This window comes from Aquabacter cavernae (assembly GCF_003993795.1).
In the GTDB taxonomy this organism is placed as follows: Bacteria; Pseudomonadota; Alphaproteobacteria; order Rhizobiales; family Xanthobacteraceae; genus Aquabacter; species Aquabacter cavernae.
In genome coordinates this window covers 318,886-341,949 of record NZ_RWKV01000001.1, presented here as the reverse complement: position 1 = coordinate 341,949, position 23,064 = coordinate 318,886, and the positions used below count along the sequence as shown (strand labels likewise).

The following is a 23,064-nucleotide window of genomic DNA, read 5'->3' as shown; positions in this document are numbered from 1 at the left end:
TTCACACGCCTTCCTGCGGGGTGTGGGCGGGCACGACAATCCCCTTGCTGCCCTCCCCCCCGCTTCGCTATGGTGCGCCCCGCTGCGGGCGTAGTTCAGTGGTAGAACGACAGCTTCCCAAGCTGTATGTCGTGGGTTCGATTCCCATCGCCCGCTCCAATTTCGCGAGCTTCAACAAGGGTTTATCGGCCTACCGTTGAACTACGCGTTCCCCACGTTCCTCATGACGTTCCCCATCGCTGTTTACGCCTTGTTCTGCCCGGCCCGATGGGCTTGGCGGAGTCAATACCCGCAGGATCAGGTGTCATCCCTGAGCCCATCCCGGACCTTGGCGGATTAAGTCGGATTTTCCCGGATGGCGGCAACGGTGCCAAGGGTTTGCGGCGGCGGGGCGTTGCCGTTGTGGGCCTGGGCGGCGCGCAGGATCGGATGTCACCGGTTTTCGCCGGATTGGCCGTGCGCAGGATCATATGTCATCGGCTGCCGGAGCGGAATGGCTGCGTCATAGTTGCGCTTAGCCGATTGTTGCAATTGACGCCCGCGCGTCACGGGTGTGAGCTAAAGCATTGCAATCGCTTTGTCAGGGGAGCGTGCGCGTGCGTGTGCGTAATGTAACGTTGGCGGCCATTTGCGCCGCATTGTGTGTGGGCGGGTGTACCACCAGCCAGGTGGTGCCGGCGCCGGGACAGGCCACGGGCCTCCAGAATGGGCGGCAGGCTGCAGTCTCTCGCGGGGCGCACTCGGTGGTGAGCGTTCGGGCCGCCCCGTTGATCAACGATCCGGGCGGTCGCGAGCAATTCGTGGTGGAGATCCAGAACACGAGCGACCGGCCCATATTGTTTGCCTATACGGACATATCCGCATCAAACGCGGTCACGGGCGCCCCGTTGAGAACGATGCCGCCAGACGAAGCAAAGGCCGACCTGCAGATTTCGGCGGTGGTATCGGCCATCACGCTTGGCGGAGCCACCGCCGTGGCAGGCGTAGGCGTGGCGCCTGTCTCGACGGTGGGCGCAACCGCCGTAGCCGCCGGCGGTGGGCTCGGCACGGGCCTTGTGACAGCGGATCGTTGGACGACGGCGAGCCGCGTGACCGATGTCATGTTGCCAGCAGAGACCACAATCCCCCCGAAGGCGACGCTGTCCGGCCTGCTGCTGATGCAGCCGATCATGTACGACCCGAAAGCGTATCTGCTGACGATCAAGGTCGGCGGGGACACGCACGTCCTGGCGTTCACGTCCGGCTAAAAGTCAGCAATTCCAAGCACAAATCTATGCACGCGATGGCGCCACCGGCCCCGTCCATGATGGCGCTCGCCTCATTGATGGCCTGGAAAAGCGGCACCGCGAGCAGGCGCACGATCATTAGGCCGAGGCTTTGCCGGAGCCAGGATTGGCACGATCATGCTCAATGTCCTGCTTCAGCTTCTCGACCTCCGGATCGACCAGGGCCATGCGTGAGTACCGGTCGTCCGCAGCCTTTACGATCCGATCGTAGACGAGAGCGGCACGGGCGCTCAAGTTGGCATCGCTTATCGCAACCCTTTCTCTTTTGTATAACCCCTTCACGGCATTGAATACACGGGCGTGAAGTTCACTGTCCCTATATCTGTCAGGGTCCGCTGGCGCTGATGGGTGACGAAACATCACCCCCGCCACTGTATCGAGAATCTTCCCTGCTGCAGTGAATGCGTCTGACAACGCTACGCGTGCTCCAGTAGGAGCAATAAGGCCATCTATGGTCTCTGATATCGCGTGAATTAATTGCCGCTCCTTTTCTCGGGTCAAGGCGACTGAAGTCCCCGGCGAAAGGTCGGCGGCAGGCCGTGCGGCCGACGAGAGCTTCATTTCACCTTCGCCGGTCATCAACCACGTTGGGCTGTAACCCAGATCGACAAGTTTCTGGAGCGTGCTCCAGCTGGGAGTGCCGAGGCCCTCCTCATAGGTGCGCCAAGCGCCGTCGCCGATACCCAGGAGTTTTGACATCGCCTTCGGCGACCCCATGCCGGTATCAGCTCTGATTCGCTGAAAGCGAGAGCATATATCGCCTCCCGTCACGGCAGGACACCGCAGGTGTGACGCATCAGGGCCGCAGGTGTGGCGCGCGTCACTGCTAGAAAAACTACATATAAAACCAATGGCTTATATGAGTGGAGCGAACATTCGCTCTGCTGCTCAGGTGTGGCCTGAAAATCAGCCTTGCCTAGAGTCGATATCGGCTCCATATTCGCTTCCAGATGCTCATAAAGGCGCGCATCTTCATGCGCCCTTTTCCCCGAAAAAACCGGCCCTGCCAGGCCGGCTGATCCGGAGGGATTACGGATGACCAAACGGGCGCCTGTCGTGTGGGACAGGCACGCCATCAGGGCCGAGGTTCACCGGCGCGAGACCACCCTTAGAGCGATTGCTCTAGCGGCTGGCCTCCATTTCACCGCGTGCAGCTCCGCGCTTATCCGGCGCCATCTCGCAGGCGAGAAGGCCCTTGCAGACTTCCTCGGGCTGGCACCCGAAGTCATCTGGCCGGAGCGGTATGCGAAGCTATCACCCTGGGCGAAGCGTATCCTTGCGAAGCGGGAGTCGGCTAGCCAAAACGTGCGCCAGCGCTCGGACATGGGAGCGGCTGCATGAGCGCGCTCCTGTCCGCGCGGCGCCGGGCCGCTGACACCTCTCTGCACCCCATCCAGGCCGGTGCCGTCCAGCTCGCCCATGCGCGCCACGGGGCAGCGCTGGTGATGATCGGTGCTGCCGCCGTGATGATGGTGGGGGCGCTCCTGGGCCTGGCCGTCGCGCTGGGAGGGCTCCTGTGATGGATCTCTATCCCGGCGAACACCCGACCCCTGAAAAGGTGGCCGACGAAATCCGCAGCGCGATGATCGGCGCGGCCATTGTGGCGCTCCTGGCGGGCATGGGCGCGGGCTGGCTGCTCGCGTGGGTGCTGTGATGAAGACAGTGAACCCGCCTTGGGCGCAGTCCGACAGCCGTCCGGACCTCGTCTTTGCCGACAGCGTCGGCATGATCGATCAAACCCGGCCGGTTGCGAAGTTCCTCAATCCGGCAGATGCGCGTACGGCCGTGAAGGCGGTCAACGCTGCTGAAGATCATGCCCGCTTGCTTCGGGCAATGCAGTGGCTGCTGGACACCCTCAATGATGCCGGCGAGTCCCACGACGAGAAGGGGCAGATCTACGACAGCGTCGAATATGCCGCCGCCTCCCTCGTTTCGCTCAGCGGGAACTTGAATTGGTACGGCCAGGATGATGCGTACGCCTACCTGGAGCGCGAAGCCCGTCGCGAGTGGCTTGAGCGCGAGGTGGATCGGACTGCCCATCTTCCCAGCAATGCGCCCGAACGGAAGCTGATTGAGGAGCGTGCGCACCGCTGGGGCCTGGAGTTGCCCCGATGACCTATTCGCCCAGAGCCCGGCGAATGCGTGCCCTTGGCGGCCCGACCTCCTTCATGGTCATGACTGGGGCGAGCCCGTCCCAGCTCGCCAAGGCGAAATCGAAGCGTTCCATGAGCCTTTTGGCGCGCTCTGGCTTGAGCACGCCTTCTTCGATCAGCTCGGCGATCAGTTCGGCCATCACCGACATTGGGGTGAGCACTGCGAGGGCATGCCAGAAAGCTGGCTCCTCCAACGCATTCGCATTGGCATGCGCGATCCGCGCGTCTTCCTCATCCATTTCCAGTTCCCTCGACTCAGTTGTGGCAACGCTGAGCATAGGGGACGTGACGGGCGGGTCTCTCAGCCCTGACAAGCGCCCCGCCCGTCACACATATTTTCCCGCATATTTTGGGGGCGCTGCATGAGCCGCGCCCCCGTAATCCTCGGGATCTGGCCCAACGGCTCACCGACCTTTTCGGCGGACGCTGTCGTGGTGAACTTCGCGGATCACACCATCCGTCGCGGCTCTAAGGGGGGGTATGTTCGCCCAGGCATCCACCGGCTTGCAACGCTACTGCTGTCTGCCCAGGGGCGCCTCGTAAGCCACTCCTCGCTGCATGAGTGGGCTTATGGCGAACGCGAGGATGGCGGTCCGTCTGACAGGTCGGTGCGTGATGTCATCTATCGCGAAGTGCGGCCCGTCATGTCCGCTCTCGGGCTTGATGTGCGTGCAGTCCATGGGCGCGGCTATCTCCTGACCGCTCAATCCGGCGGGGGCGACTGACCATGGTACGGCGGCCCGACAGATCCACGCTCGATCTCTTCCGGGACTACGAACCTCAGCCTGTCGTGCCGAGGTTCGTAGAAGCGGACGTGCGGGCGTGGACCGAGGCGCGCCGGCTGTCGCGAGCAATCGCCCTGACGCTCGATGAGGATGGGCGGGGACGTGAAGCTCTTGCGGATCTGCTGTCCGAGCGGATCGGGGAACGGGTGTCGAAAGGCATGCTGGATAACTATGCCAGCCCGGAGAAGCCGCATGCGATCAGCGCCCTCCGGCTGATCGGGCTCGTCACCATCACGGGCGATGCGCGTGCGCTGAACCTCATTCTGGGCGAAGCCGGCCTCATCGCGATTGACCGGAAATACGAAGCCCTTCTGCGCCGCGAACGAGCGCGCGAACTGCGTGAACGGCTGGAGCAGGAAGAGCGTGCCGCCGACGCCGAGTGGAGGGCCAAGCGGTGAAACAGTGGTTCACAGCAGCCGAAATCGCCTCCCTCCAATTGCCGGAACTGCCGGCGACGAAGAGTGGTGTCATTCGTCGCGCCGCCAACGCCAACTGGCCGTCTAGGGAACGGGCCGCCTCTGGCGGCGGGCGTGAATATCCGCTCTCCGCGCTGCCCGTCGCGGCGCGTGCGGCCTATGTGGGCCGGAACATCCGCGTGCTTGGGGTGCCGGAAACGGTGGGGCTGCCCGCTCCGGTGGACGTGCAGCCGGCACCCCAGCCAGTTGCACGGGCGGCGGAGCACCGGAACGCGCGCCTCATCCTGCTGGCGGCGGCGGATCGCGCGGCAGAGGAGGCGCGGCTCGGCCGGAAGCGGGCGGATCATGTTTTCGCAACGGGCTACAATCTCGATCAAGTCGCGGTCGAGCCCTGGATCAGGGAGGCGGTGCCCTCGCTCACGCCGCGCACGCTCGCCCGCTGGCGCGCCGCGCGGGAGGCTGGGGCCACGCATCGGCTTGCGGTGGACAAGGGGGCCGCGCGCAGGGGCAAGGGCCTGCTGGAAACCGCGAATAACGGTGCGGTTAAGACCTTCTGCCTCGCGCTGTTGGTGAAGAACCCGTTTTTCAGCGCCGACCAGATACGGCGCATGGTGGGCGGAGAGTTTGGGGGCGAGCTTTCCGCCCCCGGCGGCGAGTTGTTACCGGTGCCTTCGCTGCGCACCTTCCAGGACGCCTTAAATAGCTGGAAAGACGAATACAAAGTCCCTCTCACGCAGATGACGGACCCCGATGGGTACCGCAGCAAATACAAGGTGAGCGGGCGCAACTCGCTCTCCCACATCACGCGAGTGAACCAGCTCTGGATGCTTGATGCGAGCCCGCTGGACATGCTCTGTGTGGATGGGCGGTACAGCGTCTACGTGGCAGTGGACGTCTTCTCGCGCCGGATGATGGTCTATCTATCGCGCACGCCGCGCGCCTCGGCCGTAGGGTTGCTAATGCGGCGGGCGCTGCTCGCCTGGGGCGTCCCCCACGAGGTGAAAACGGACAATGGCAGCGACTTCGTGGCCAAGGCGACGAAGGGCCTGTTCGCCTCGATCCGCCTCGATCATGTGACCTGCCGACCGTTCGAGCCGAACGAAAAGCCCCACGTCGAAAGCGCTATCAAGACGTTCCAACACGGTTTCGTGCCGCTGCTGGACGGTTACATCGGCCATAGCGTGGCGGATCGGAAGAAGATCGAGGGCCGGCGGGCATTTTCGGCGCGCCTGGGCACGGATGACCGGCAATTGCTGGAGGTAAAGCTCACAGCCGCTGACGTGCAGACGAAGGCGGACGAGTGGATCCGGCTGGTGTACGAGCACCGGCCACACGAGGGCCTTGCGCGACGCACGGTCTTCCAGGTGGCCAGCGCCTCAAGCGATGCCATCCGCATGGTTGATGCGAATGCACTGGATGTGCTGCTGGCGCCGCTGGCCGGGCGCAACGGCCTGCGCGTGGTCTCTAAATATGGCCTGCTCATCAACCACGCTTATTACCATGTGCCCGCCCATGTGCAGCCTGGTGACCAAGTTCTGGTGCGCATGGACCCCATGAATCTGGGGCGCGTGCTCGTCTTCGACCCGACCGGCGCCGAGTATCTAGGCGATGCGAATTGCCCCGCGCTGGATGGGACCGACCCGAAGGCGGCCGTCGCCGCTAAGAAGCGCGCGCAGGCGGAGCATATCGCCGTGCAGACGGCGCCCATCCGCAAAGAAGCACGTCGTATCGGGCGGGGGACGGCGGTGGTGGACCTAGTCCTGAGAGACGCTGCCCGCCGAGCCGGGACGCTGGTCGATCTGCCGAAGCGCACCGTCGCTCACACCACGCCGCAGCTCGACGCGGCGGCCCAGGCTGTCGCCCCCGTGCAGGCGCCCAGCGTGTCCGACGAGGCGCGCGCCCTGCGCGCCCAGCTCGCCGCCGACATGGCCGCCGTGGTGCCGCTGCGCACCGAGGAAACACCGCGTCAACGCTACAACCGGGCCTGCGCCCTGGAGCAGCGGCTCGCCCGTGGCGAGACCCTGACAGCCGACGAGACGCGCTTCCTCGTCGGGTACGTGCGCGACCCAGAATACCGAGCTTTCCGGGAGACCTTCGGGGATCCGGTGGGGACCGTGGGAACCGCTACGGCGGGATGATGTGGGAAGGGACGAAAAGAATGCTGAATGCAGGTGGGGCGCCCGTTCGCGGGCCGATCGCGACGGCCAATGTCGCGCAGTTCATGGCTCTGACGCGCAAGTTGATCGAGCGCGATCCCGATGCGCCGGGCATCGGGGTTTTCCACGGGCCATCGGGCTTCGGGAAGACGTACGCAAGCATCTTCGCCCAGAACAAGACGAAGGCGTTGCGTGTCGAAGTTCGGGACTACTGGACGAAAAAAACCCTGCTCAAGAACATCTTGGCCGAGGCCGGCCAGGTGGCGAAGGGCACGATCTCCGACATGGCCGAGGAGGTCATTCGGATCCTCGGTGACGACCCCAGCCGCCCGCTGATCGTGGACGAGGCCGACAATCTCGTGGAGCGGGGGCTGATCGAGACGGTGCGCTCGATCCAGAGCACGTCCACGGCCCCGGTCATCCTGATCGGGGAGGAATTGCTCCCCTCCAAAATCCAGCCGTTTGAACGCGTGCACAACCGCGTGCTCGATTGGGTGCCGGCGCAGCCTTCGGATCTCGATGACGCCCGCTCGTTCGCGACGCAGCTCTGCCCGGACGCGGAGATCGCCGACGATCTGCTGTCTGAGATCGTGCGCCGCTCGGAGGGGCGTGCCCGTCGCATCGTGGTCAACCTCGTGCGCGCCGCCGAGGTGGCCCGGCGCCGGGGGGTATCGAACCTGACGCTGGCGAGCTGGGGCGACACCGAGTTTTTTGAGAGCCGCGCCCCTTCGGCCCGCAAGTTTGGTCGGGGCGCGTGATGGGGCGCCGCTCTCCCTCCGTGCTCGCCAATCTGCAAGTCGAGCTGCCCCGCACGCTTGAGGCCGCCTGGGCCGCCGCCCTGAAGCTCGATGCGGCCGGGCCATGGGCGGTCACCGATGTGGCATCTGCCTCCGAGGCGGATCATTCGTCGCTGCTCCGCTACACCGCCGCGCTGGTCAGCAACGGCTATGCCGAGGTGGTGGGTGAGCGCCCGTCGCGCAGCCCGGTTGTCCCCGGTGTCGTCACGCTCCATCGCCTGCTGCGCCGCCCTCCAGCCGCACCGCGTTTCGGCCGTGACGGCCGCCTGCTGAAGACGACCGGCCAGCAACAGATGTGGAACGCCATGCGAGCGCTCGCGAGCTTCACCGCTCTGGAGCTGGCCATGTCCGCCTCCACTGACGAGGTGGCCGTGTCGCCCGCAGCCGCCAAGGACTATGTGCGGCGGTTGATCACCGCCGGATATCTCAAGGTGATCCGACCCGCGCGCGGGGGCACGCCCGCGCAGGTCCGCCTTTTGCCGTCGCGGAACACAGGGCCGAGCGCACCGCAGATCATGCGGACCAAGTTTGTCTGGGATCCCAACATCAAGAAGGTCGCCGGGGCCAGCTCTCCGGCCGAGGAGGTGCGGTCGTGACCGCCCGCCAGGCCACCGACTTTATGGCCCGTGCGCAAGCGGCCTGGGGCACCCCGCCGGACTGGATCCTTGCGCTCGTCAGCGCCTGCCAGGTGGACAGCCAGGCCGCTGTTGCCAAGCGCCTCAGCGTCTCCGGCTCCATGCTCTCCGGCGCCCTGGGCAGGCGCTATCCGGGGGACATGGCCAAGCTGGAGGCGCGGGTCCGGGGCGCGCTGATGGGCGCCACCGTGGCGTGTCCCGTGCTCGGCGAGATCGGCCGGGACCGCTGCATTGACGAGCAGGCCAAGCCCTTCTCGACCGCCTCGTCTGTCGCGGTGCGCCTGAACCGGGCCTGCAAGGACTGCCCCAACCGCCAGCGAAAGGACGGCCAATGACCGCGCCCGATCGCCCCCTCTCCACCACTCTCAGCGAGCTGGCGGACAAGCTGGCGCCGTATGTGACCAGCACAGCCACCCTGGAGCCGGCGGCGGTCCTGATGGCGGTCGTGCTCCTCCTCCACTGCCGGGAAATGGCAAAGGCGCTGGAGCGGATCGCGGCCGAGCACGAGGTCAATAAGCAGATGGCCGAGGACGTGCACCGGCTCGGCCCGTCCGGCCAGGTGGTGGACCTGTCGGCGTTCATCGGCCGCCGGAGCAGCGCGGACGTGGTGCCGTTTCCGGGGGGCGCAGCATGAGCGCCACCCTCGACCCGGCGCAGATCCGGACCAATCTGCAGGCCGGCGTGGACGCCGCCGCCACGATCTCCATGAGTGATCTGCCAAGGCGTGAGGCCAGCAGCGTGTCCATCGACCAGATCCTCAACATGGCCTGCGGCTTGGCCATGCTGGACACGATCTGCGCGACTGCCGCTGAGCTGCTGAAGACCATCGAACAGCTCGACTTGACCGACCGGGCGAGCCTCGCCCGGCACGCCCTCGCGGGCCTGCTGGAGCAGGCCGGCTACGTGAATTTCATCCAGCCGGAGGAAAACAATGGAAGCGAAAACTGAACTGCCGGCGCCGATTGCCGCTACTGGCGTCGAGGTCATCGACGGCAAGGAGTACATGCGCGACGCCAAGGGCGCGCTCATGCCTCTCTCTCGGGTGGACGCCCGAGACAAGCTCATTGATGAGCTGGTCCGCAAGATGATGGGCCACGCGCGCGATCTTTCCGCGCAGATCGCCCGTTTTCGGGGGCATTGCTTCGACGACGTGGGGAGCCTCCAGGCGCTGTTGGCGCAGGAGTATGGGGCGCCGCTCGGCGGGCCGAAGGGCAACCTGTCGCTCACCTCCTATGACGGCAGCCTCAAGGTGCGGGTGGAGGTGGCGGATCGGCTGGAATTCGGCCCCGAGCTGCAGGCAGCCAAGGCGCTGGTGGATGCCTGCCTTGCCGAATGGGCGGCAAATTCGGGCGACGAGATCCGCGCCATCGTGAACATGGCCTTCGACGTTGAGAAAACAGGAACGGTGAACCGGTCCGCCCTGTTCATGCTGCTCCGGGTGTCGATCGAAGACGAGCGCTGGCAGGAGGCCATGCGGGCGATCCGGGAAAGCATCCGCATCATCGGCTCCAAGACATATTTCCGCTTCTACGAGGCGGATGCGGAAGGCGCCATGCAGGCGATCCCAATCGCCCTTGCGAAAGCATAGGGGGCGGGCATGGACGCTCCCTTCGCCACTAAAGCAGAGGCACAGCGGCACTATGCGGATGTGTCTGCGCGGCTGCGCGGCGCGGCGCCGGCGCCGGCTGTGGCCCGCCGCCTGGTTGCGCCGGAGGCGGCGCCCGAGGCCACTCCGGTGGCGACGGCAGCGGATCCGTATGCGGCCATCGGCCGTCTGCTCGTCTCCCTGATCCTCTCGGTGGCCGATGACGGGCGCATCCAGCCGCATGACGTGCTGCGCGCCCTCGGCCACTTCGCGCCGGGCCTGGAGAGCGGCGCGGAGACACGGATCCCCGTGCTCCTGGTGTTGGAGGTGGCTGCGGAGATTTATCGCTGTCCTGTCCAGGAACTGCGCCTGACGGGTAAGCGCGCCCGCGCCACCTCCAACGCGCGGCGGATGGCCATGGCCGCCGCCGTGAGGCTGACCCGCCGCAGTCGCCACGAGATCTCCCGCACGTTCGATTGCGACCACAGCACCATCACCAGCGCCCACAACCGGGTGTCCGCGCTCATCCTGGAGCGCAAGACGGCTGCCGCCGAGCTGGCCCACCTGGAAGCGCGGATCCTCGCGCGACACCAGGAGCAGAACCGATGAACCCGGCGGCGCTCGTCTCCTCCATCGGCCGCGTCCTGGTCGCCCTCGATGACGATCGCGCCCTCGTCGCCGCGCTCGCCGAGCTGGAGACGGCCAGCGCCGCCACCCGCGCCGAGCTGGAAGCGCGCCTGGCGCCGCCGGCGCCTGTCCTGCCGGCCGACTGCTCGGCCGGTCACACCTGGATCAAGTCCAGCGGCGTCACCGCCGGAAAACTCGTGTCCCGCCGCCATTGCGCCGTCTGCGATGCGGCCGAGGAGACGGAAACCACCCCATCACCTGGCCGCCGTGGAGGCGCACGATGAATGCGCTAGTCCTCACCTCCTCGCCCGCGCCTAAGACGCCTCGCATCCGCCGTGGCGGCTGGTCCTGGGGGCCCGTCGAAGGAGCAAAACTGCGGGTGCTCTCGCTCGGCGCGGGCGTTCAAAGCACTACGCTTGCGCTCATGGCTGCTCATGGCGAAATCGGTCCGATACCTGATTGCGCCATTTTCGCCGACACAGGCGCGGAGCCGGCCGTCGTCTACGACCAACTCGCTTGGCTGCGGTCGAACAACCTGAACCTGCCCTTCCCGATCCATATCGTATCTGCGGGGAGCCTGAGGCAAGAAATCGTCGACGCTTCGGTGGGGCTCAACGGCGCATCGGGGCGACCGCCATTCTTCGTGAAATCAGGGAAGGGGCGGCTCGGCCAGATCAACAGGCAGTGCACTCAGGATTACAAGATCGACCCGATCCGGAAGAAGCAACGCGAGTTGCTCGGCTTCCGCCCTCGGCAGCGCATCCCGGATGCATCTGTCGAAGTCTGGATTGGTATCAGCACCGACGAGACGGTTCGCGCCGGTGCCTCGTGGGACAACTGGTCGGTCAATCGCTATCCCCTGTTGGAGAAGGGGTTTTCACGGACAGGCTGCGAGCAGTGGCTCCGGGCGCACGGCTACCCCGTGCCGGCCAAGAGCGCATGCACCTTCTGCCCCTATCGCACCGATCGCGAATGGCGGGAGATGCGCGACCACGATCCTGCAGCATGGGCAGACGCGGTCGCCATTGATGCGATGGTTCGGGGCATGCACCGCCACGGCAAGATACGCGGCGAGCTGTTCGTCCATCGGTCTGGGGTTCCCCTCGACCAGGTGGATCTTCGCACCGACGAGGAAGCCGGCCAGGGCATGCTCATGGTCTGTGATGCGGGGTGCGGACTATGAACCTCCCCGCTGCCCCCTGGCCGTTCGGCGCGCTGCGGATGATGGCCTATGGCGCCATGCTCGCGGATCCGCCGTGGCAATATGAGATGTATGGCGAGGGGGGTTACGAGAAATCGCCCGAGGCCCATTACGACACCATGTCGGACGACGAGATCGCGGCGCTGCCCGTGCATCTCCTCGCCAGTGGTGACTGCCTCCTGTTCATGTGGGCGATCTGGCCGAAGCTGCCGAGCGCGCTGCGCGTCATGGCCGCCTGGGGCTTTACCTATAAAACGGGCGGCTCCTGGACGAAGCTCACCCGCCACGGGAAGCGTGCGTTCGGGACCGGCTACATCCTGCGCTCGACCACCGAGCCGTGGCTGATCGGCACGATCGGCAATCCCAAAATCGGCTCGCGCAGTGAGCGGAACCTGATCGAGGCGGTGCGCGGCGAGCACTCTGAAAAGCCCGTTGAAGCACGGGAAAAGCTCCTGCGGCTCCGGCCGGATTGCTTCGCGGCGGAGCTTTTCGCGGTCGATCCGTGGCCTGGTCACGACACCTGGGGACGGCCCCATCGGGGCGCCCATGCGGTGCCGCGCATCGCGCCGCCGGTGCCGCCGGCATCCGAGGCCCAGCCGTCCCTTTTCCTGGCGCCATGACCATGGCCCGCCGCGCCCCCGCCATTTCCGCCGCACCGCTCCTGGGCTGGGGCGCAGGGCGGTCGGCGGCGGCGCTGCGGGCCGAGCGGGCGGACCTGCTGGCCCGCCTGGAACACTCCCATCGGTGGCGGTCGCACCGCCACCAGGCGCTGCTGGTCCGGCTGCGCATCGTCACCGAGCTGCTGCTGCAGGCCGAGGCCGAGACAGAGCCCACCACGGACCCGGAGGTCGCCCGTCGCGACCGGATATTGATGAGGGACTGACATGAGCAACGAGGAAAGCAAGGGTTCCGACGCCCAGCGGTACTTTCTGGAGCACATCGCCCCTGCCTTGGCTCAGATCGCTAAAGACTGCGAAGCCAAGGGCATGAGCATCGTTGCGCTCGTCGAATACGAGCCGACCAAGGGCGGTCTCACCGCTGTGGGTGCGCCCAATCGGAGTTCATCATTCGATCTGGTGATGACTGCTGCCCGATCTGGCGGAAGTGTAGATGGCCTGATGTTCGCGGTGATGGAGCGTGCACGGAAGCATGGTCACAACTCGCTGATCCTTCAGCAGCTCGGTATTCCGGCGATACCGGCAGCCCCAGCAGCGGCGGCCGAGGGGGCGGTGCACTGATGGCCGACCACCCCATCCTCATGAGCGCCCCAATGGTGCGCGCCATCCTCCGGGAGATCGAGCAGCCCGGCACCGGCAAGACGCAGACACGCCGGCTGATCACGCCCCATAACTTCAAGCTGCTCGGCCACGACTTCCGGTTTCACCGCCCGGATACCGACACGCTCGCCTCGGCGCTGAACGGGGCGCGAGACTTCCGCTGGATAGAAGGCGCCTTCTCTTGGCTCGCGGAGCCCGGTGGCATCAACTCGATGGCCGTCGCAGTGCAGGGTCGAGGCCGCCCGGCCATTGCTCCCGGTGACCGCCTCTTTATCCGCGAGACCTGGGCCGTCAGCACGATCTACGACAACGTGAAGCCACGGGACATCAACCCGGACGGCAAGCCCGATTGGTGCGGTATCCGTTACGGGGCGACCGACGAGCGGCGGGGGATCAAGGACCGCGTCTCGATCCACATGCCGCGCTGGGCCTCACGCCTCACGCTGTACGTCACCGAGGTGCGGGTGGAGCGCCTCCAGGACATCAGCGAGGCCGATGCATGGGCCGAGGGCTGCATGCGCGGATTGCGTGATGACGTCGGTGGGTTCTTCCCGGCCGAGGAACCCGACCCGAGCGGCATTGGTCAACGCGGGTGGGATTGCGCCCGCGATTGGTACGCCGACCTTTGGGACAGCATCAACGGCGCCGACGCCTGGGACGCGAACCCCTGGGTGTTCGCTTACAGCTTTGTGCCGTACCCCGAGAACATCGACAACTTGCCGACGACGCTCCCGGTGGCCGCGTGACCGGCGCCAGCGCGGCGCAGATCGGCGCCATCCACACGATCAGCAAGGCCATCGGCATGTCGGAGGCCGAGCGCCGCGACCTGATGGCCACCACGGCCGGCAAGCGCAGCGCGCGGGAGCTGTCGGCCGGCGAGGCCATCCGGGTGATCAACCGTCTCAGGGAGATCCAGGGCGGCGCCGCTGACGCGCCCCGGCCGTCCAAAGGTGCGAAGGAGCTGACCGGCAAATGGGCGCCGTTGCTCCGGGCGCTCTGGCTTTCGGCCTATAACCTGGCTGTTGTTGACGATCGCACCGACCGGGCGCTGATCGCATTCGTCAAGCGCCAGACGGGGCTGGATAGCGAGCGCTGGCTCGTCTCGGCCGCCGACGCGCGCAAGGTGATCGAGGCGCTGAAATCCTGGCTGGAGCGCACCGCCGGCGTCGAATGGCCGGCCTCGCAAGACGTGCTCTTGTCCAAGCGCGCGGTGCACCGGGCGCAGACCCGGCGCCTGATCGCGGCAGGCTTCCCGCTGGTGGACGAGGCGCCCGACGCCCGCCTCACCGCGGCCGAGCTGGACGCCGATATCGCCGCCCGTGGGGCCGCGTTGAGGCGCGCTTTAAGGGGGCGGAAATGACCGTTGAAACCCCCTTTAAGGAGGCGCCGCCTGCCTTTCGCGGCTGGCGGCAGGAGAAGGATGGCATCTGGCGCAGCACCGCGCCGTGCGGTGCCGAGGCGCGGATCCTGCTGTCCGGCATCTCCCGCAAGTGGGTGCTCACGGTGGACAGTTGCAGCGGGACGCGCCTGTCGCGCCGCGTCGCCTCGGCCGACGAGGGTCGCGCGCTCGCGGAGACGTGGCTCGTGGACCTGCGGGAAGCGTTGGGCGAGCCGGCGCCGGTGGCAACGAAGCGGAGGCGGGCGAAATGAGCATCATCCATTGGGACACTAGCGATGCGCGGCTGAAGACCTATGCGGTGAAGACCCGCGCCAAGGGCGGTGCCGTCATCTCCCTTGAGATCGAGGTTGAAGACGCGCGTGCGCTTGGCTGGCTTATGCGCCAGATCGAAGAGATCCGTGCCGAGCAGGACCAGGTGGAAAAGGCTACGAAGGCAGCCGAGGCCGAGGAACGGGCGCAGCGTGCGGCTGAGCGCCAGGTGCGCGGAACTGCACGGAAGAGCCGCCAAAGCCTGCCAGCTGCCCCGCACCCGCTGCTGCTGACCTATGAGCGGGATGGCAAATGAGCCGCCCCCCGCTCCCCATTGTCACGGACCATGCGGTGCTGCGCGAGGTTGAGCGCGTGCACGGCATCGATGTCGAGGCGGTCCGCCTGCACATCGCTCACCGGGTGCGCCATGCGGTGGCCGCCGGTGCGGCCGGGCTGATCAGCGAGGGGCACCGCTACATCTTTCGGGGCGGCAAGGTGGTGACGGTGCTCCCCGGCGAGCGTTCCAGCGATGCCGAGGCGCGTCAGATGGAGGCGGATCGTGACTGACGCCACGCCCCTCCTGGACGTCGAGATCCCCGCCCAGGTGGCGCCCTATGTCCGCGCGCTGGGGGTTGACGGGGCGGTGCGGTTTCTGCTCGCCTTTGGGGGAGCGGCCGCCTATGTGGCCGGCAACCCCGAGCGCGTCAGCACTATGCGCGACGTGATCGGAGAGGACGGGATCCGCGCCCTGTCACAGGAGATCCAGGGCCGCATTGCGCGGGTGCCGACCGCGAAACCATGGATCGCCAAAGTGCGGTTTGCACAGCGGCGGACGATCCAGGAGATCGCCCGCGAGCTGCATGTGGCGGACGTCTCTGTCCGGGACTGGCTCGCCCAGGAGCGGGCGGACCGCGCCCAGCTCCAATTGCCCATCGGCTGATCGGTCGGGCACAGGTCCTTGCGAACATCATTGAGGCTTTGACGCTGCGAAGCTGACGGCACCATTCTCCCCGGAGCGTCGTGCCCATGTCCCCGTTCGCGCAGTGGCCGCTGCAAAAGGATTGCCTTGCTTTCTACGGTTCGCCCACCAGCAGGGGCTGGGAGGCGAGCAACCTTGTGGTGATCAAGTGCCCCTGGGTGCTGCGCTACGAGGGCAAGCCCGTCAAAGGCATCCGTATCCACCACAAATGCGCCTTCAGCTTGAAGCGGGTGCTGGACGCCATTTGGGACGCGGTCGGCCGGTCTCAGGCCGAGATCGACCGGATCGGCATGTCCACCTATGGCGGATCGTTCGAGATCCGCGACATGCGCGGCGGCAAGTCCACCTCCATGCATTCCTACGGATGCGCCCTGGATTTCGACCCCGACCGCAACGGGCTCGGCGACAAGACGCCGGCCATGGACAAGCGTGTCATCGCCGCGTTCGAGGTCGAGGGCTGGGAATGGGGCGGCCACTGGAGCCGCCCGGACGGCATGCATTTCCAGGCGGCCCGAACGCGCGCCGAGCCCAAGCGCCTGGCACTGGCAGGCGCGCCCTTGCGGGGGAAGCAAGGCACCATCGTCGTGGACGAGCTGGCTCCCAACCACACCAAGCTTGCGCCTTATGAGGTTGAGGCCGTCCAGCGGCGGTTGATCGCCCTCAATATCTGGCCCGGCAAGGTAGACGGGATCTGGGGCAACAAGACCACGGGTGCCGTCTCCACCTTCCAGTCGTGGCAGGGCTTGCCCGTCAGTGGCGACTATGACGACGCGACCCGCGACCGTTTGGCCGATGCGAGCCTCAAGCCCATGCCCGTCGCCCCGGCGCGGGCCGACACCACCGTCCAGGATCTGCGCAAGCAGGGCTCGCAGACGGTGGCGGCGGCCGACAAGGGGCGCATCGTGGCGTGGGGCGTCGGCCTGTTCGGAGGCGGCGGCGCCTTGGACAAGCTCGGAGCGCTGGATGGCATGAAAGGCGCCCTCGACAAGGTGGCGAGCGTTCGGCCGCTGGTGGACGGGATCGCGGATCTTGGCGGCTGGCTGATTTCGGCCTGGCCCATCGCCCTCATTGCCGCCGCCGTGGCGCTCTGGCTGCTCTACGGCCAGGTGATCCGTCGCCGGCTGGCGGACGAGGTCTCCGGGCGGATCGCATGACTTTTCCCTGGTCCGTCCTGTTTCAGCCCGCCGTGTGGCTGGTGGCGGCGCTCTCCCTGGGCGCCGGCTGGCTGGGCGGCCATGTGGCCGGCTCCAGCGCCGCCCGCCTGCGCTGCGACGCCGATGCGCTGCGCGTCGAGGTGCAGGTGCTCGGCCAGCGCCTCGCCACCATTGATACGGCCCTGGCGGCGGATGCCGTCCGGGCCGTCGAGCTTCAAACCCCGGATCTCCGGAACCAGAAAGCCGTCAATGAAACGCCTCCGAATGATGCCGCTTGCCTTGACCGTGCTGCTGCTGGCCGCGTGCGGACCGTCCGATAGGGCCGCGCCCTCGGCCGGGCTCCCGCCGCCGCCGGCGGACCTGCGCGCGTGCCTCGCCCGCGCGCCTGCGGAGGTGCCGGAGCGGGCCTTGTCGGTGGGCGATGTGGAGCGGGGTTGGAAAGAGGACCGGCGCATCCAGGCGGCGGTGCGGGGGTGCGGGCAGCGATTGGCGGCCTGGTACGAGGATCTTCGGAAGGGGTGGCGGTAAATGCCTATCTGGCTGAAGGAATGGTGGGTGGTCATCGCCTTGGCGTTGCCGATGGCCATTGGCTTTGTGGGCTGGGCCGTGCGCAAGGGCCTCGCCAGCAAGGACGCGCTGGACGCAGAGGTACGAGCACGCGGCGAGGCCATCGGCAAGGTGCACGCCGACATGATGGCGGAGATCTCCGCAGTCGACGCGCGCCTGCGCTCCATCGAGCAGGAAGTCCGCCACCTGCCCACCGCCGACGATTTCGCGGACATCCGGAACGAGCTGACACGGGTCGTCACCACAGTCGAGGCATCTCAGCGCGAGATGGTGAGCGTCGGCCGAGCGATCACGCGTGTCGAAGACCATCTCATGAACAAGAAGGCGTCGTGAGCGATGGGCGACTATGTGGACCATGTGACGAAGTCCCGCCGCCTCGCCACGCTGCGGGTGGTCCGGGAAAACGAGGGCAGCGCCAACGAAAGCGTGCTGCGCGTTTGCCTCCACCAGCTCGGGTTTCGCGGGCGCAATGCGAGCGATGAAGGCTTGCATAGCGACGCTCTGGCGCTCCAGGCGGCGGGCCTTGCCACCGTGGAATATTATCAAGGCAAGGTCCGCACCCTCACGATCACGCTTCGCGGAGTGTCCTATCTGGAGCGGCGCGTCGATCCGGTGGACGGCGTCGAATATCCGGACGTCGCCTGATGGCGCGCCCGTCCAAGGTGGACAAGCTCCCCGCCGAGCTGCGCGACATGATCGGCAGGCTGCGTGAGGGCGGCTGCACCATCGACCAGATCCTCTCCAAGCTGCGCGAGCTGGACGCGGATGTCGGCCGCTCCGGCCTCGGGGACTACATCAAGCGGTTCGACGCCATGCGCGAGCGTCTGCACAACAGCCGCGCCGCCGCCGAATCCATCATGGCCCGCATGGAGGATGGTGGGGACGATCGCGTCGCCCGCCTCAACATCGCGACGTTGCACGCCAGCGTCATGGAGCTGATGGCGGGCGAGGACGGCGAGGCGGTCACGCTCGATCCCAAGTCCGCCAAGCTGCTGTCGGAGACCATGCGCAATCTGGCGTCCGCCTCCAAGGCCGACCAAGACCGCATCATCAACCTCAAGCGCCACCTGGCCGAGGAAACGCGCAAGAAGGTCGAGGCGATCGCCGACGAGGTGGCCGGCGCCGCCACCCCCATGGACCCCATGGAAGTCCTGCGCCGGGTGCGCGAGGACATTTACGGGATCTATGAGCGATGAAGGCGCCGGCGGTCCCGCTGTACGATTATCAGCGGCGGTGGTTCAGGGATCGCTCGCGGTTCAAACTCGGCAAGTTCGCACGCCAGACAGGCAAGACGTTCACCACCACGCTGGAGATCGTTGACGATTGTTTCGAGGCGGCCGTTCTCGAAAAACGGCGGCGGTGGGTGATCCTGTCGCGCGGCGAACGCCAAGCGGCTGAGGCTATGAACGAGGGCATCAAGCGCCACGCCGCCGCCTATAAGCTCGGGTTCGAGGCCCAGGAATTCGACTGGAGAGGCGACTTGGGCTCATACCGCGCCCTGGAGGTGACGCTCCCGCATGGGTCGAAGATTACTGCGCTGCCCGCTAATCCCGATACGGCGCGCGGCTTCTCAGCCAATGTCTTCCTGGATGAGTTCGCCTTTCACAGGGACTCCATTGCGATCTGGAAGGCCCTGTTTCCCGTCATCTCGGCCGGTTTGGATTTGCGTGCCACGTCCACGACGAACGGGAAAGCGGGAAAGTTCTACGAGTTGGACACAGCGAGTGACCATATCTGGTCGCGCCATGTGGTCGATATCTACCAGGCCGTGGCAGACGGACTGCCGCGCAACATCGCCGAGCTGCGGGCCGGCATCGCTGACGAAGATGCGTGGGCGCAGGAATACGAGCTGAAGTACCTGGACGAGGCGTCGGCCTGGCTGTCCTACGACCTGATCTCCTCCTGCGAGGACGAGCACGCCGGACATCCGGACGGCTATCAGGGCGGCGTCTGCTACCTCGGCGTCGATATCGGCCGGCGGAACGACCTGTTCGTGATCCAGGTTCTGGAGGAGATCGGCGACGTCCTGTGGGACCGTGAGCGCATCGAGCTGAAGCGGGCCACCTTCGCGTCGCAGGACATGGCCCTGGACGAGGTTGTGCGCCGCTATCGCGTCGGCCGGATCTGCATGGACCAGACCGGAATGGGTGAAAAGCCTGTCGAGGACGCACAGCGTCGCTACGGCGCGAGCCGGGTCGAGGGGGTGCTGTTCTCCGGATCCACCAAGCTGGTCATGGCCACGGCCGGAAAGCAGCGGTTCGAGGATCGCACCGTGCGGATCCGCGAGGGTGACGTCCCGTTGCGCTCCGACCTGCACAAGCTCCGCAAGGTGTCCGGGCCGACCGGCACCCCGCGCTTCGTGGCCGAGCGCGACGAAGACCATGCCGACCGCACCTGGGCCATGTTCCTGGCCATCAACGCCGCCGGCGACGCGGTCGAGCCGGCCGGCGCCACGGTGGCGCCGTCGCCCATCATCCGGCCGTCCCAGGCGTTCGGCTACGGGCCGCTCATCGCGCATAGGCGCCTCAATCTATTCCGGGGACGATGACCCATGATCGGCTGGCTTAAAGGGCTCTTTAAGGAGGCTTCTCCTGCCGCGCCGGTGGCACCCTCGGGGCGCTTCGTGGAGGCGAGCGCGGATCCAGGTTGGCGCCCACTCACCACCACCGACCGCGACCTGACGCCCACCGACCAGCGGCGCATGCAGGAGCTGGCCTATCACGCATGGGAACAGCATTTGCTGGCCAACCGCCTGGTTGAGCTGCCCATCGCGTTCATCCTCGGCGACGGCGCGAAGGTGACCGTCGATAACGAGGACGCACAGACGTGGCTCGACGAATGGTGGAACGACCCCATCAACCGCCTCGACCTCAATTTGGAAAAGCGCGTCCGCGAGCTGTCCCTCTACGGCGAGCAGGTGATCATCGTGTTCGCGGGGACATCGGGCCATGTGCGGCATGGCGCGGTGGATCCGTCCAAGATCAATGAGGTGATCGTTGATCCGGACAATTGCGCGCTACCCATCGGCATCAAGATCACGGACGGCGAAGGCTCCGAGCGCATCTATCGGATCCTGCTGGACGGCGACGACAAGGATCTCCTGATGCCCGCCGCGCTCGCCCTGCGCGATAAGATGACGGCCGGCGACTGCCACTTTTGGCGGGTGAACGACCTGCTCACGGGGCGCCGCGGCCGGTCCGACATCCTGTCCGCCATCGATATCGCCGACGCCTATTCGCAGCTCATTTTCGGGGAGGTGGAACGGGCGGCGGCCCTGCGCACAGCCATTTGGGACGTGACGCTGACCGGCGCCACGCCCGCCGAAGTGGAGGCGCGGGCCAACTCGATCGCGCCGCCGGCCCCCATGTCGGTGCGCGTCCACAATGAGGGCGAGAAATGGGAGTCGATATCGCCCAAGCTCGAAGCCGCCGACGCATCGGAGACGTTGCGCGTGATCCGCAATGAGGTGCTGGGCGGCTCCACCATCCCGGAACACTGGTATGGCGGCGGCGGGGACGTCAACCGCGCCACGGCCGCCGAGATGGACGAGCCCACATACAAGATCTTCCGCCGCCGCCAACTGCTCTGGCAGGCGATCATTGAGGCCGAGGCGCGCCATGTGATCCGCTCCCGCCTGACGGCAACCGGCCGAGGGGCGGCCAAGCTGCCCGAGGACATGCGGCCCAAGGCGGAATTCCCGCCCATGCAGTCGGTGGACGTGTCCCGCTATGCGCAGGCGCTGGCCCAGGTGGTGGCCGCCGTCGCCTCGGCCGTGGAGCGCGGCCTCATGACCGAGGAGACCGCGCTCGCGCTGATCGCAGGCATCGCCGCCAAGCTCGGCGTGGAGATCGACGCCACGGACGAGCTGAAGGCCGCGCGCAAGGCGAAGGATGATCGCGACCAGTCGGACGTGTTCCGCCAGCCTCCGGCGGCCGTCACGTCCGATGACGAGGATCCCGCGCTGGTGGTGGCTCGCCAGGATGGATGACAAGGAACGCGAGAAGCGGTTCCGCCGAGAGCGCCGGGCACAGCTCGGCCGGATGGTGCTCATCCAGACGCAGACCATGCAGGAGATCCTGCATTATCTGCGCCTCGCCCGTGACGAGATCCTTGGCCGCCTGGCCGGTACGCCCACCGAGTTTGAAACCTGGCGCCTGCAGCAGCTCCAGGGCGAGGTGCGCCGCGTCCTGGAGACATTCGAGCGGGGCACGCTGGACGCCCTCACCACCGGCCTGGACAGATCATGGGAGGCGGGCGGCGACCTGGTCATGAAACCCCTCGCGGCCGGCGGCATAGACCTGGCGGGCCAGATCCCCGCCCTGGACGTGCGCCTCCTGACTGCGCTCAAGTCGTTCCAGACCGACCGGATCCGGGACATCTCCACCACCACCATTAACCGCGTCAACCAGGAGATCGGTCAAGCGGCGCTGGGCGTGCAGGCGCCGTTCGAGGCGGCGAAGAAGGTGAGCGCCATCATGGATACGCCGGCGGCGCGCGCCCGCATGATCGTGGTGACAGAGCTGGGCACGGCCTATTCGGAGGCTGGCCAGCAGCGCATGGAGCAGGCCAAGACGCTTGGCGTCGCCGGTCTTCAGAAGCAATGGCGGCGCTCCGGCAAGCTGCATCCGCGCGTTTCCCATGCAGTCGCAGACGGCCAGATCGTGGACGTGGACAAGCCGTTCATGGTCGGCGGGATCCCGATCCCGAAGCCGCGCGACCCGTCTATCCCGGTCGGCGAACGGGTATATTGCGGGTGCTCGTCGCTTCCCCACATGAAGCACTGGCGGGTTTCGACACCGGGCGCGAAGCCGTTCACAGCGCAGGAGCTGGCGGCATCACCGGAAGCCCGCCAGGCCGAGCGGATCCGTGCCCCTGCGCCTCCGGAGCCCGCGCCGGCGCCAGCGCCACCCCCACCGCCGCAGGCCCGCGCCTTTCCCAGCCCCATTGAGCAGCACCACACCCTGACCCGCGAATATGCGGGCTGGGTCTCGTCGCTGACGCAGGCCGAACGGTATGCACTGAATTTTTATAAGGGTCCGGGCGGCTACCTGGTCAACGAGGCGATGCGCCGTGGCGTCGAGGCGCCGCTTGTGGCGGCACAGATCCCGCGCCTGGACGAGGCTATCGCCCGCGCCAGCGTGCCGGCGCCCACGCGAGCCTGGCGCGGCGTTGACCAGGCGTCCCGCTATCTCGACATGCGGCCGGGTGACGTGAGCGAGCCGGATCCCGCCTTTTGGTCGGCTACGATCTCGCGAGAAATGGCTGAGGGAAGCGCGCCAGAGGGGGTGCTACTCGAATTCGTGCTGCCGGCCGGTTATCCTGCCGCCTACATCAACGGTGTCCCTTTCCCCGTCGGAGATGCGGCGTTGCCCGATTCCGAATTCGAGATGCTGCTCCCGCGCGGCCGGCGCTTCCGCGTCCTGGAGCGTCGCGGGCGGCGGTTGCTTGTGGAGATGCTGCCATGACCGAGCAGGAGGAGCGTGAGGCGCTGATCGAACGCATCCGCCGCCATCTGGATACGCCCGTCACCACCGAGACGCTGGATGAGCTGCGATGGATCGCCGAGACCCTGGACCGCGGCGCCCGGCTGATCGCGGAGCGTGGGCGGCTGGGGGCCGTCTGGGCTGATGAGGTTGACGGGACCGACGATCCGGCCACAGATGGCCACCAGCGGCCGAGGTGAGCTGCACCGCTGCCGATGGCGCAGCAAAGCCAAAGCAGCCGCCCACGGCTTTCAATGGGCCTTTAACGGGCCTGCTGTTCGGGCGAGCAAGGTGAGAGTGTGATCGTTCTGCCGC

Annotated in this window: 36 protein-coding genes and 1 tRNA gene; 35 read left to right on the top strand and 2 right to left on the bottom strand. The window is 66.7% G+C overall.

Going from position 1 to position 23,064, the window contains the following annotated elements; genetic code table 11:
* Window positions 1-84: 84 nt before the first annotated feature.
* Window positions 85-159 (top strand) — tRNA-Gly (locus tag EJJ38_RS01695).
* 608 nt (window positions 160-767) lie between these two features.
* The gene (locus EJJ38_RS01690; RefSeq protein ID WP_127088365.1) at window positions 768-1,247 is read left to right on the top strand and encodes a hypothetical protein; all 480 of its coding nucleotides are present in this window, start codon (window positions 768-770) and stop codon (window positions 1,245-1,247) included.
* Window positions 1,248-1,364: 117 nt separating this feature from the next.
* Here the strand turns inward: EJJ38_RS01690 and EJJ38_RS01685 are convergent, their stop codons facing one another.
* A complete protein-coding gene (locus EJJ38_RS01685; protein WP_127088364.1) occupies window positions 1,365-2,003 on the bottom strand; it encodes a helix-turn-helix domain-containing protein in 639 nt (212 codons plus the stop codon).
* A 318-nt stretch (window positions 2,004-2,321) separates the two neighbouring features.
* Here EJJ38_RS01685 and EJJ38_RS20885 point away from each other — a divergent pair, with 318 nt between their 5' ends.
* From EJJ38_RS20885 to EJJ38_RS01670, 4 genes are read left to right on the top strand one after another with little or no spacing between them, the layout of a single operon-like run.
* Window positions 2,322-2,627, top strand: a complete 306-nt coding sequence (locus EJJ38_RS20885; RefSeq protein WP_127088363.1) for a helix-turn-helix domain-containing protein — start codon at window positions 2,322-2,324, stop codon at window positions 2,625-2,627.
* On the top strand, window positions 2,624-2,806 hold the full coding sequence (locus tag EJJ38_RS01675) for a hypothetical protein (protein ID WP_127088362.1): 183 nt from the start codon (window positions 2,624-2,626) through the stop codon (window positions 2,804-2,806). Before EJJ38_RS20885 ends, EJJ38_RS01675 begins: the two co-directional genes overlap by 4 nt.
* Window positions 2,806-2,940: a hypothetical protein gene (locus tag EJJ38_RS20750; protein ID WP_274704716.1), complete on the top strand. Its 135-nt coding sequence runs from the start codon at window positions 2,806-2,808 to the stop codon at window positions 2,938-2,940. Before EJJ38_RS01675 ends, EJJ38_RS20750 begins: the two co-directional genes overlap by 1 nt.
* Window positions 2,940-3,401, top strand: a complete 462-nt coding sequence (locus EJJ38_RS01670) for a hypothetical protein (protein ID WP_127088361.1) — start codon at window positions 2,940-2,942, stop codon at window positions 3,399-3,401. The genes EJJ38_RS20750 and EJJ38_RS01670 overlap by 1 nt, the downstream gene beginning before the upstream one ends.
* A 1-nt stretch (window position 3,402) precedes the next feature.
* On the opposite strand, the gene EJJ38_RS01665 is transcribed toward EJJ38_RS01670, so the two are convergent.
* Window positions 3,403-3,678, bottom strand: coding sequence for a hypothetical protein (locus EJJ38_RS01665; RefSeq protein WP_127088360.1), 276 nt, complete (start codon window positions 3,676-3,678; stop codon window positions 3,403-3,405).
* Window positions 3,679-4,166: 488 nt separating this feature from the next.
* On the opposite strand from EJJ38_RS01665, the gene EJJ38_RS01660 reads away from it, so the two are divergent.
* The 29 genes from EJJ38_RS01660 (at window position 4,167) to EJJ38_RS01520 (ending at window position 22,949) form a co-directional block, all read left to right on the top strand.
* Window positions 4,167-4,622 carry a hypothetical protein gene (locus EJJ38_RS01660; protein ID WP_127088359.1) on the top strand — a complete coding sequence of 152 codons (456 nt, stop codon included), beginning with the start codon at window positions 4,167-4,169 and terminating at the stop codon, window positions 4,620-4,622.
* Window positions 4,619-6,778, top strand: coding sequence for a DDE-type integrase/transposase/recombinase (locus EJJ38_RS01655; protein WP_164738367.1), 2,160 nt, complete (start codon window positions 4,619-4,621; stop codon window positions 6,776-6,778). Before EJJ38_RS01660 ends, EJJ38_RS01655 begins: the two co-directional genes overlap by 4 nt.
* 20 nt (window positions 6,779-6,798) lie before the next feature.
* The gene (locus tag EJJ38_RS01650; RefSeq protein WP_127088357.1) at window positions 6,799-7,554 is read left to right on the top strand and encodes an AAA family ATPase; all 756 of its coding nucleotides are present in this window, start codon (window positions 6,799-6,801) and stop codon (window positions 7,552-7,554) included.
* A 20-nt stretch (window positions 7,555-7,574) separates the two neighbouring features.
* The gene (locus EJJ38_RS01645) at window positions 7,575-8,189 is read left to right on the top strand and encodes a hypothetical protein (RefSeq protein ID WP_127088356.1); all 615 of its coding nucleotides are present in this window, start codon (window positions 7,575-7,577) and stop codon (window positions 8,187-8,189) included.
* On the top strand, window positions 8,186-8,563 hold the full coding sequence (locus tag EJJ38_RS01640) for a transcriptional regulator (RefSeq protein WP_245454058.1): 378 nt from the start codon (window positions 8,186-8,188) through the stop codon (window positions 8,561-8,563). The genes EJJ38_RS01645 and EJJ38_RS01640 overlap by 4 nt, the downstream gene beginning before the upstream one ends.
* Complete coding sequence (locus tag EJJ38_RS01635; RefSeq protein WP_127088355.1) at window positions 8,560-8,862, top strand: hypothetical protein; 303 nt, start codon at window positions 8,560-8,562, stop codon at window positions 8,860-8,862. The genes EJJ38_RS01640 and EJJ38_RS01635 overlap by 4 nt, the downstream gene beginning before the upstream one ends.
* Window positions 8,859-9,176 carry a hypothetical protein gene (locus EJJ38_RS01630; RefSeq protein ID WP_127088354.1) on the top strand — a complete coding sequence of 106 codons (318 nt, stop codon included), beginning with the start codon at window positions 8,859-8,861 and terminating at the stop codon, window positions 9,174-9,176. Before EJJ38_RS01635 ends, EJJ38_RS01630 begins: the two co-directional genes overlap by 4 nt.
* Window positions 9,160-9,816 carry a DUF3164 family protein gene (locus tag EJJ38_RS01625; RefSeq protein ID WP_127088353.1) on the top strand — a complete coding sequence of 219 codons (657 nt, stop codon included), beginning with the start codon at window positions 9,160-9,162 and terminating at the stop codon, window positions 9,814-9,816. Before EJJ38_RS01630 ends, EJJ38_RS01625 begins: the two co-directional genes overlap by 17 nt.
* A gap of 9 nt (window positions 9,817-9,825) precedes the next feature.
* Window positions 9,826-10,422, top strand: a complete 597-nt coding sequence (locus EJJ38_RS01620; RefSeq protein ID WP_127088352.1) for a helix-turn-helix domain-containing protein — start codon at window positions 9,826-9,828, stop codon at window positions 10,420-10,422.
* Window positions 10,419-10,724 (top strand): hypothetical protein, encoded by a 306-nt coding sequence (locus EJJ38_RS01615; RefSeq protein WP_127088351.1) that lies wholly within the window; start codon window positions 10,419-10,421, stop codon window positions 10,722-10,724. Before EJJ38_RS01620 ends, EJJ38_RS01615 begins: the two co-directional genes overlap by 4 nt.
* Window positions 10,721-11,623 carry a hypothetical protein gene (locus EJJ38_RS01610; protein ID WP_127088350.1) on the top strand — a complete coding sequence of 301 codons (903 nt, stop codon included), beginning with the start codon at window positions 10,721-10,723 and terminating at the stop codon, window positions 11,621-11,623. Before EJJ38_RS01615 ends, EJJ38_RS01610 begins: the two co-directional genes overlap by 4 nt.
* Window positions 11,620-12,261 carry an MT-A70 family methyltransferase gene (locus EJJ38_RS01605; protein WP_127088349.1) on the top strand — a complete coding sequence of 214 codons (642 nt, stop codon included), beginning with the start codon at window positions 11,620-11,622 and terminating at the stop codon, window positions 12,259-12,261. The genes EJJ38_RS01610 and EJJ38_RS01605 overlap by 4 nt, the downstream gene beginning before the upstream one ends.
* The gene (locus EJJ38_RS01600; RefSeq protein WP_127088348.1) at window positions 12,258-12,524 is read left to right on the top strand and encodes a hypothetical protein; all 267 of its coding nucleotides are present in this window, start codon (window positions 12,258-12,260) and stop codon (window positions 12,522-12,524) included. The genes EJJ38_RS01605 and EJJ38_RS01600 overlap by 4 nt, the downstream gene beginning before the upstream one ends.
* Window position 12,525: 1 nt before the next feature.
* Window positions 12,526-12,879 carry a hypothetical protein gene (locus EJJ38_RS01595; protein ID WP_127088347.1) on the top strand — a complete coding sequence of 118 codons (354 nt, stop codon included), beginning with the start codon at window positions 12,526-12,528 and terminating at the stop codon, window positions 12,877-12,879.
* Complete coding sequence (locus EJJ38_RS01590) at window positions 12,879-13,664, top strand: hypothetical protein (protein ID WP_205666075.1); 786 nt, start codon at window positions 12,879-12,881, stop codon at window positions 13,662-13,664. Before EJJ38_RS01595 ends, EJJ38_RS01590 begins: the two co-directional genes overlap by 1 nt.
* Complete coding sequence (locus EJJ38_RS01585; protein WP_127088346.1) at window positions 13,661-14,278, top strand: regulatory protein GemA; 618 nt, start codon at window positions 13,661-13,663, stop codon at window positions 14,276-14,278. Before EJJ38_RS01590 ends, EJJ38_RS01585 begins: the two co-directional genes overlap by 4 nt.
* Window positions 14,275-14,568: a hypothetical protein gene (locus tag EJJ38_RS01580; RefSeq protein ID WP_127088345.1), complete on the top strand. Its 294-nt coding sequence runs from the start codon at window positions 14,275-14,277 to the stop codon at window positions 14,566-14,568. The genes EJJ38_RS01585 and EJJ38_RS01580 overlap by 4 nt, the downstream gene beginning before the upstream one ends.
* On the top strand, window positions 14,565-14,882 hold the full coding sequence (locus EJJ38_RS01575) for a hypothetical protein (RefSeq protein WP_127088344.1): 318 nt from the start codon (window positions 14,565-14,567) through the stop codon (window positions 14,880-14,882). Before EJJ38_RS01580 ends, EJJ38_RS01575 begins: the two co-directional genes overlap by 4 nt.
* A complete protein-coding gene (locus EJJ38_RS01570) occupies window positions 14,879-15,133 on the top strand; it encodes a hypothetical protein (RefSeq protein ID WP_127088343.1) in 255 nt (84 codons plus the stop codon). Before EJJ38_RS01575 ends, EJJ38_RS01570 begins: the two co-directional genes overlap by 4 nt.
* Window positions 15,126-15,506 (top strand): hypothetical protein, encoded by a 381-nt coding sequence (locus EJJ38_RS01565; RefSeq protein WP_205666074.1) that lies wholly within the window; start codon window positions 15,126-15,128, stop codon window positions 15,504-15,506. Before EJJ38_RS01570 ends, EJJ38_RS01565 begins: the two co-directional genes overlap by 8 nt.
* Before the next feature lie 86 nt (window positions 15,507-15,592).
* Entirely contained in the window at window positions 15,593-16,699 is a 1,107-nt protein-coding gene (locus EJJ38_RS01560; RefSeq protein ID WP_127088342.1) for a M15 family metallopeptidase, read from the top strand.
* Complete coding sequence (locus EJJ38_RS01555) at window positions 16,696-17,019, top strand: hypothetical protein (RefSeq protein ID WP_127088341.1); 324 nt, start codon at window positions 16,696-16,698, stop codon at window positions 17,017-17,019. Before EJJ38_RS01560 ends, EJJ38_RS01555 begins: the two co-directional genes overlap by 4 nt.
* A 208-nt stretch (window positions 17,020-17,227) precedes the next feature.
* On the top strand, window positions 17,228-17,599 hold the full coding sequence (locus EJJ38_RS01550; protein ID WP_127088340.1) for a DUF2730 family protein: 372 nt from the start codon (window positions 17,228-17,230) through the stop codon (window positions 17,597-17,599).
* Between the two features lie 3 nt (window positions 17,600-17,602).
* Complete coding sequence (locus tag EJJ38_RS01545) at window positions 17,603-17,911, top strand: hypothetical protein (protein ID WP_127088339.1); 309 nt, start codon at window positions 17,603-17,605, stop codon at window positions 17,909-17,911.
* Window positions 17,911-18,462 (top strand): phage protein Gp27 family protein, encoded by a 552-nt coding sequence (locus EJJ38_RS01540; RefSeq protein ID WP_127088338.1) that lies wholly within the window; start codon window positions 17,911-17,913, stop codon window positions 18,460-18,462. Before EJJ38_RS01545 ends, EJJ38_RS01540 begins: the two co-directional genes overlap by 1 nt.
* Complete coding sequence (locus tag EJJ38_RS01535) at window positions 18,459-19,814, top strand: terminase large subunit domain-containing protein (protein WP_127088337.1); 1,356 nt, start codon at window positions 18,459-18,461, stop codon at window positions 19,812-19,814. Before EJJ38_RS01540 ends, EJJ38_RS01535 begins: the two co-directional genes overlap by 4 nt.
* A gap of 3 nt (window positions 19,815-19,817) precedes the next feature.
* Entirely contained in the window at window positions 19,818-21,254 is a 1,437-nt protein-coding gene (locus EJJ38_RS01530; protein WP_127088336.1) for a hypothetical protein, read from the top strand.
* Entirely contained in the window at window positions 21,247-22,731 is a 1,485-nt protein-coding gene (locus EJJ38_RS01525; RefSeq protein WP_164738366.1) for an ADP-ribosyltransferase, read from the top strand. The genes EJJ38_RS01530 and EJJ38_RS01525 overlap by 8 nt, the downstream gene beginning before the upstream one ends.
* On the top strand, window positions 22,728-22,949 hold the full coding sequence (locus EJJ38_RS01520) for a hypothetical protein (RefSeq protein WP_127088334.1): 222 nt from the start codon (window positions 22,728-22,730) through the stop codon (window positions 22,947-22,949). Before EJJ38_RS01525 ends, EJJ38_RS01520 begins: the two co-directional genes overlap by 4 nt.
* Window positions 22,950-23,064: the final 115 nt, after the last annotated feature.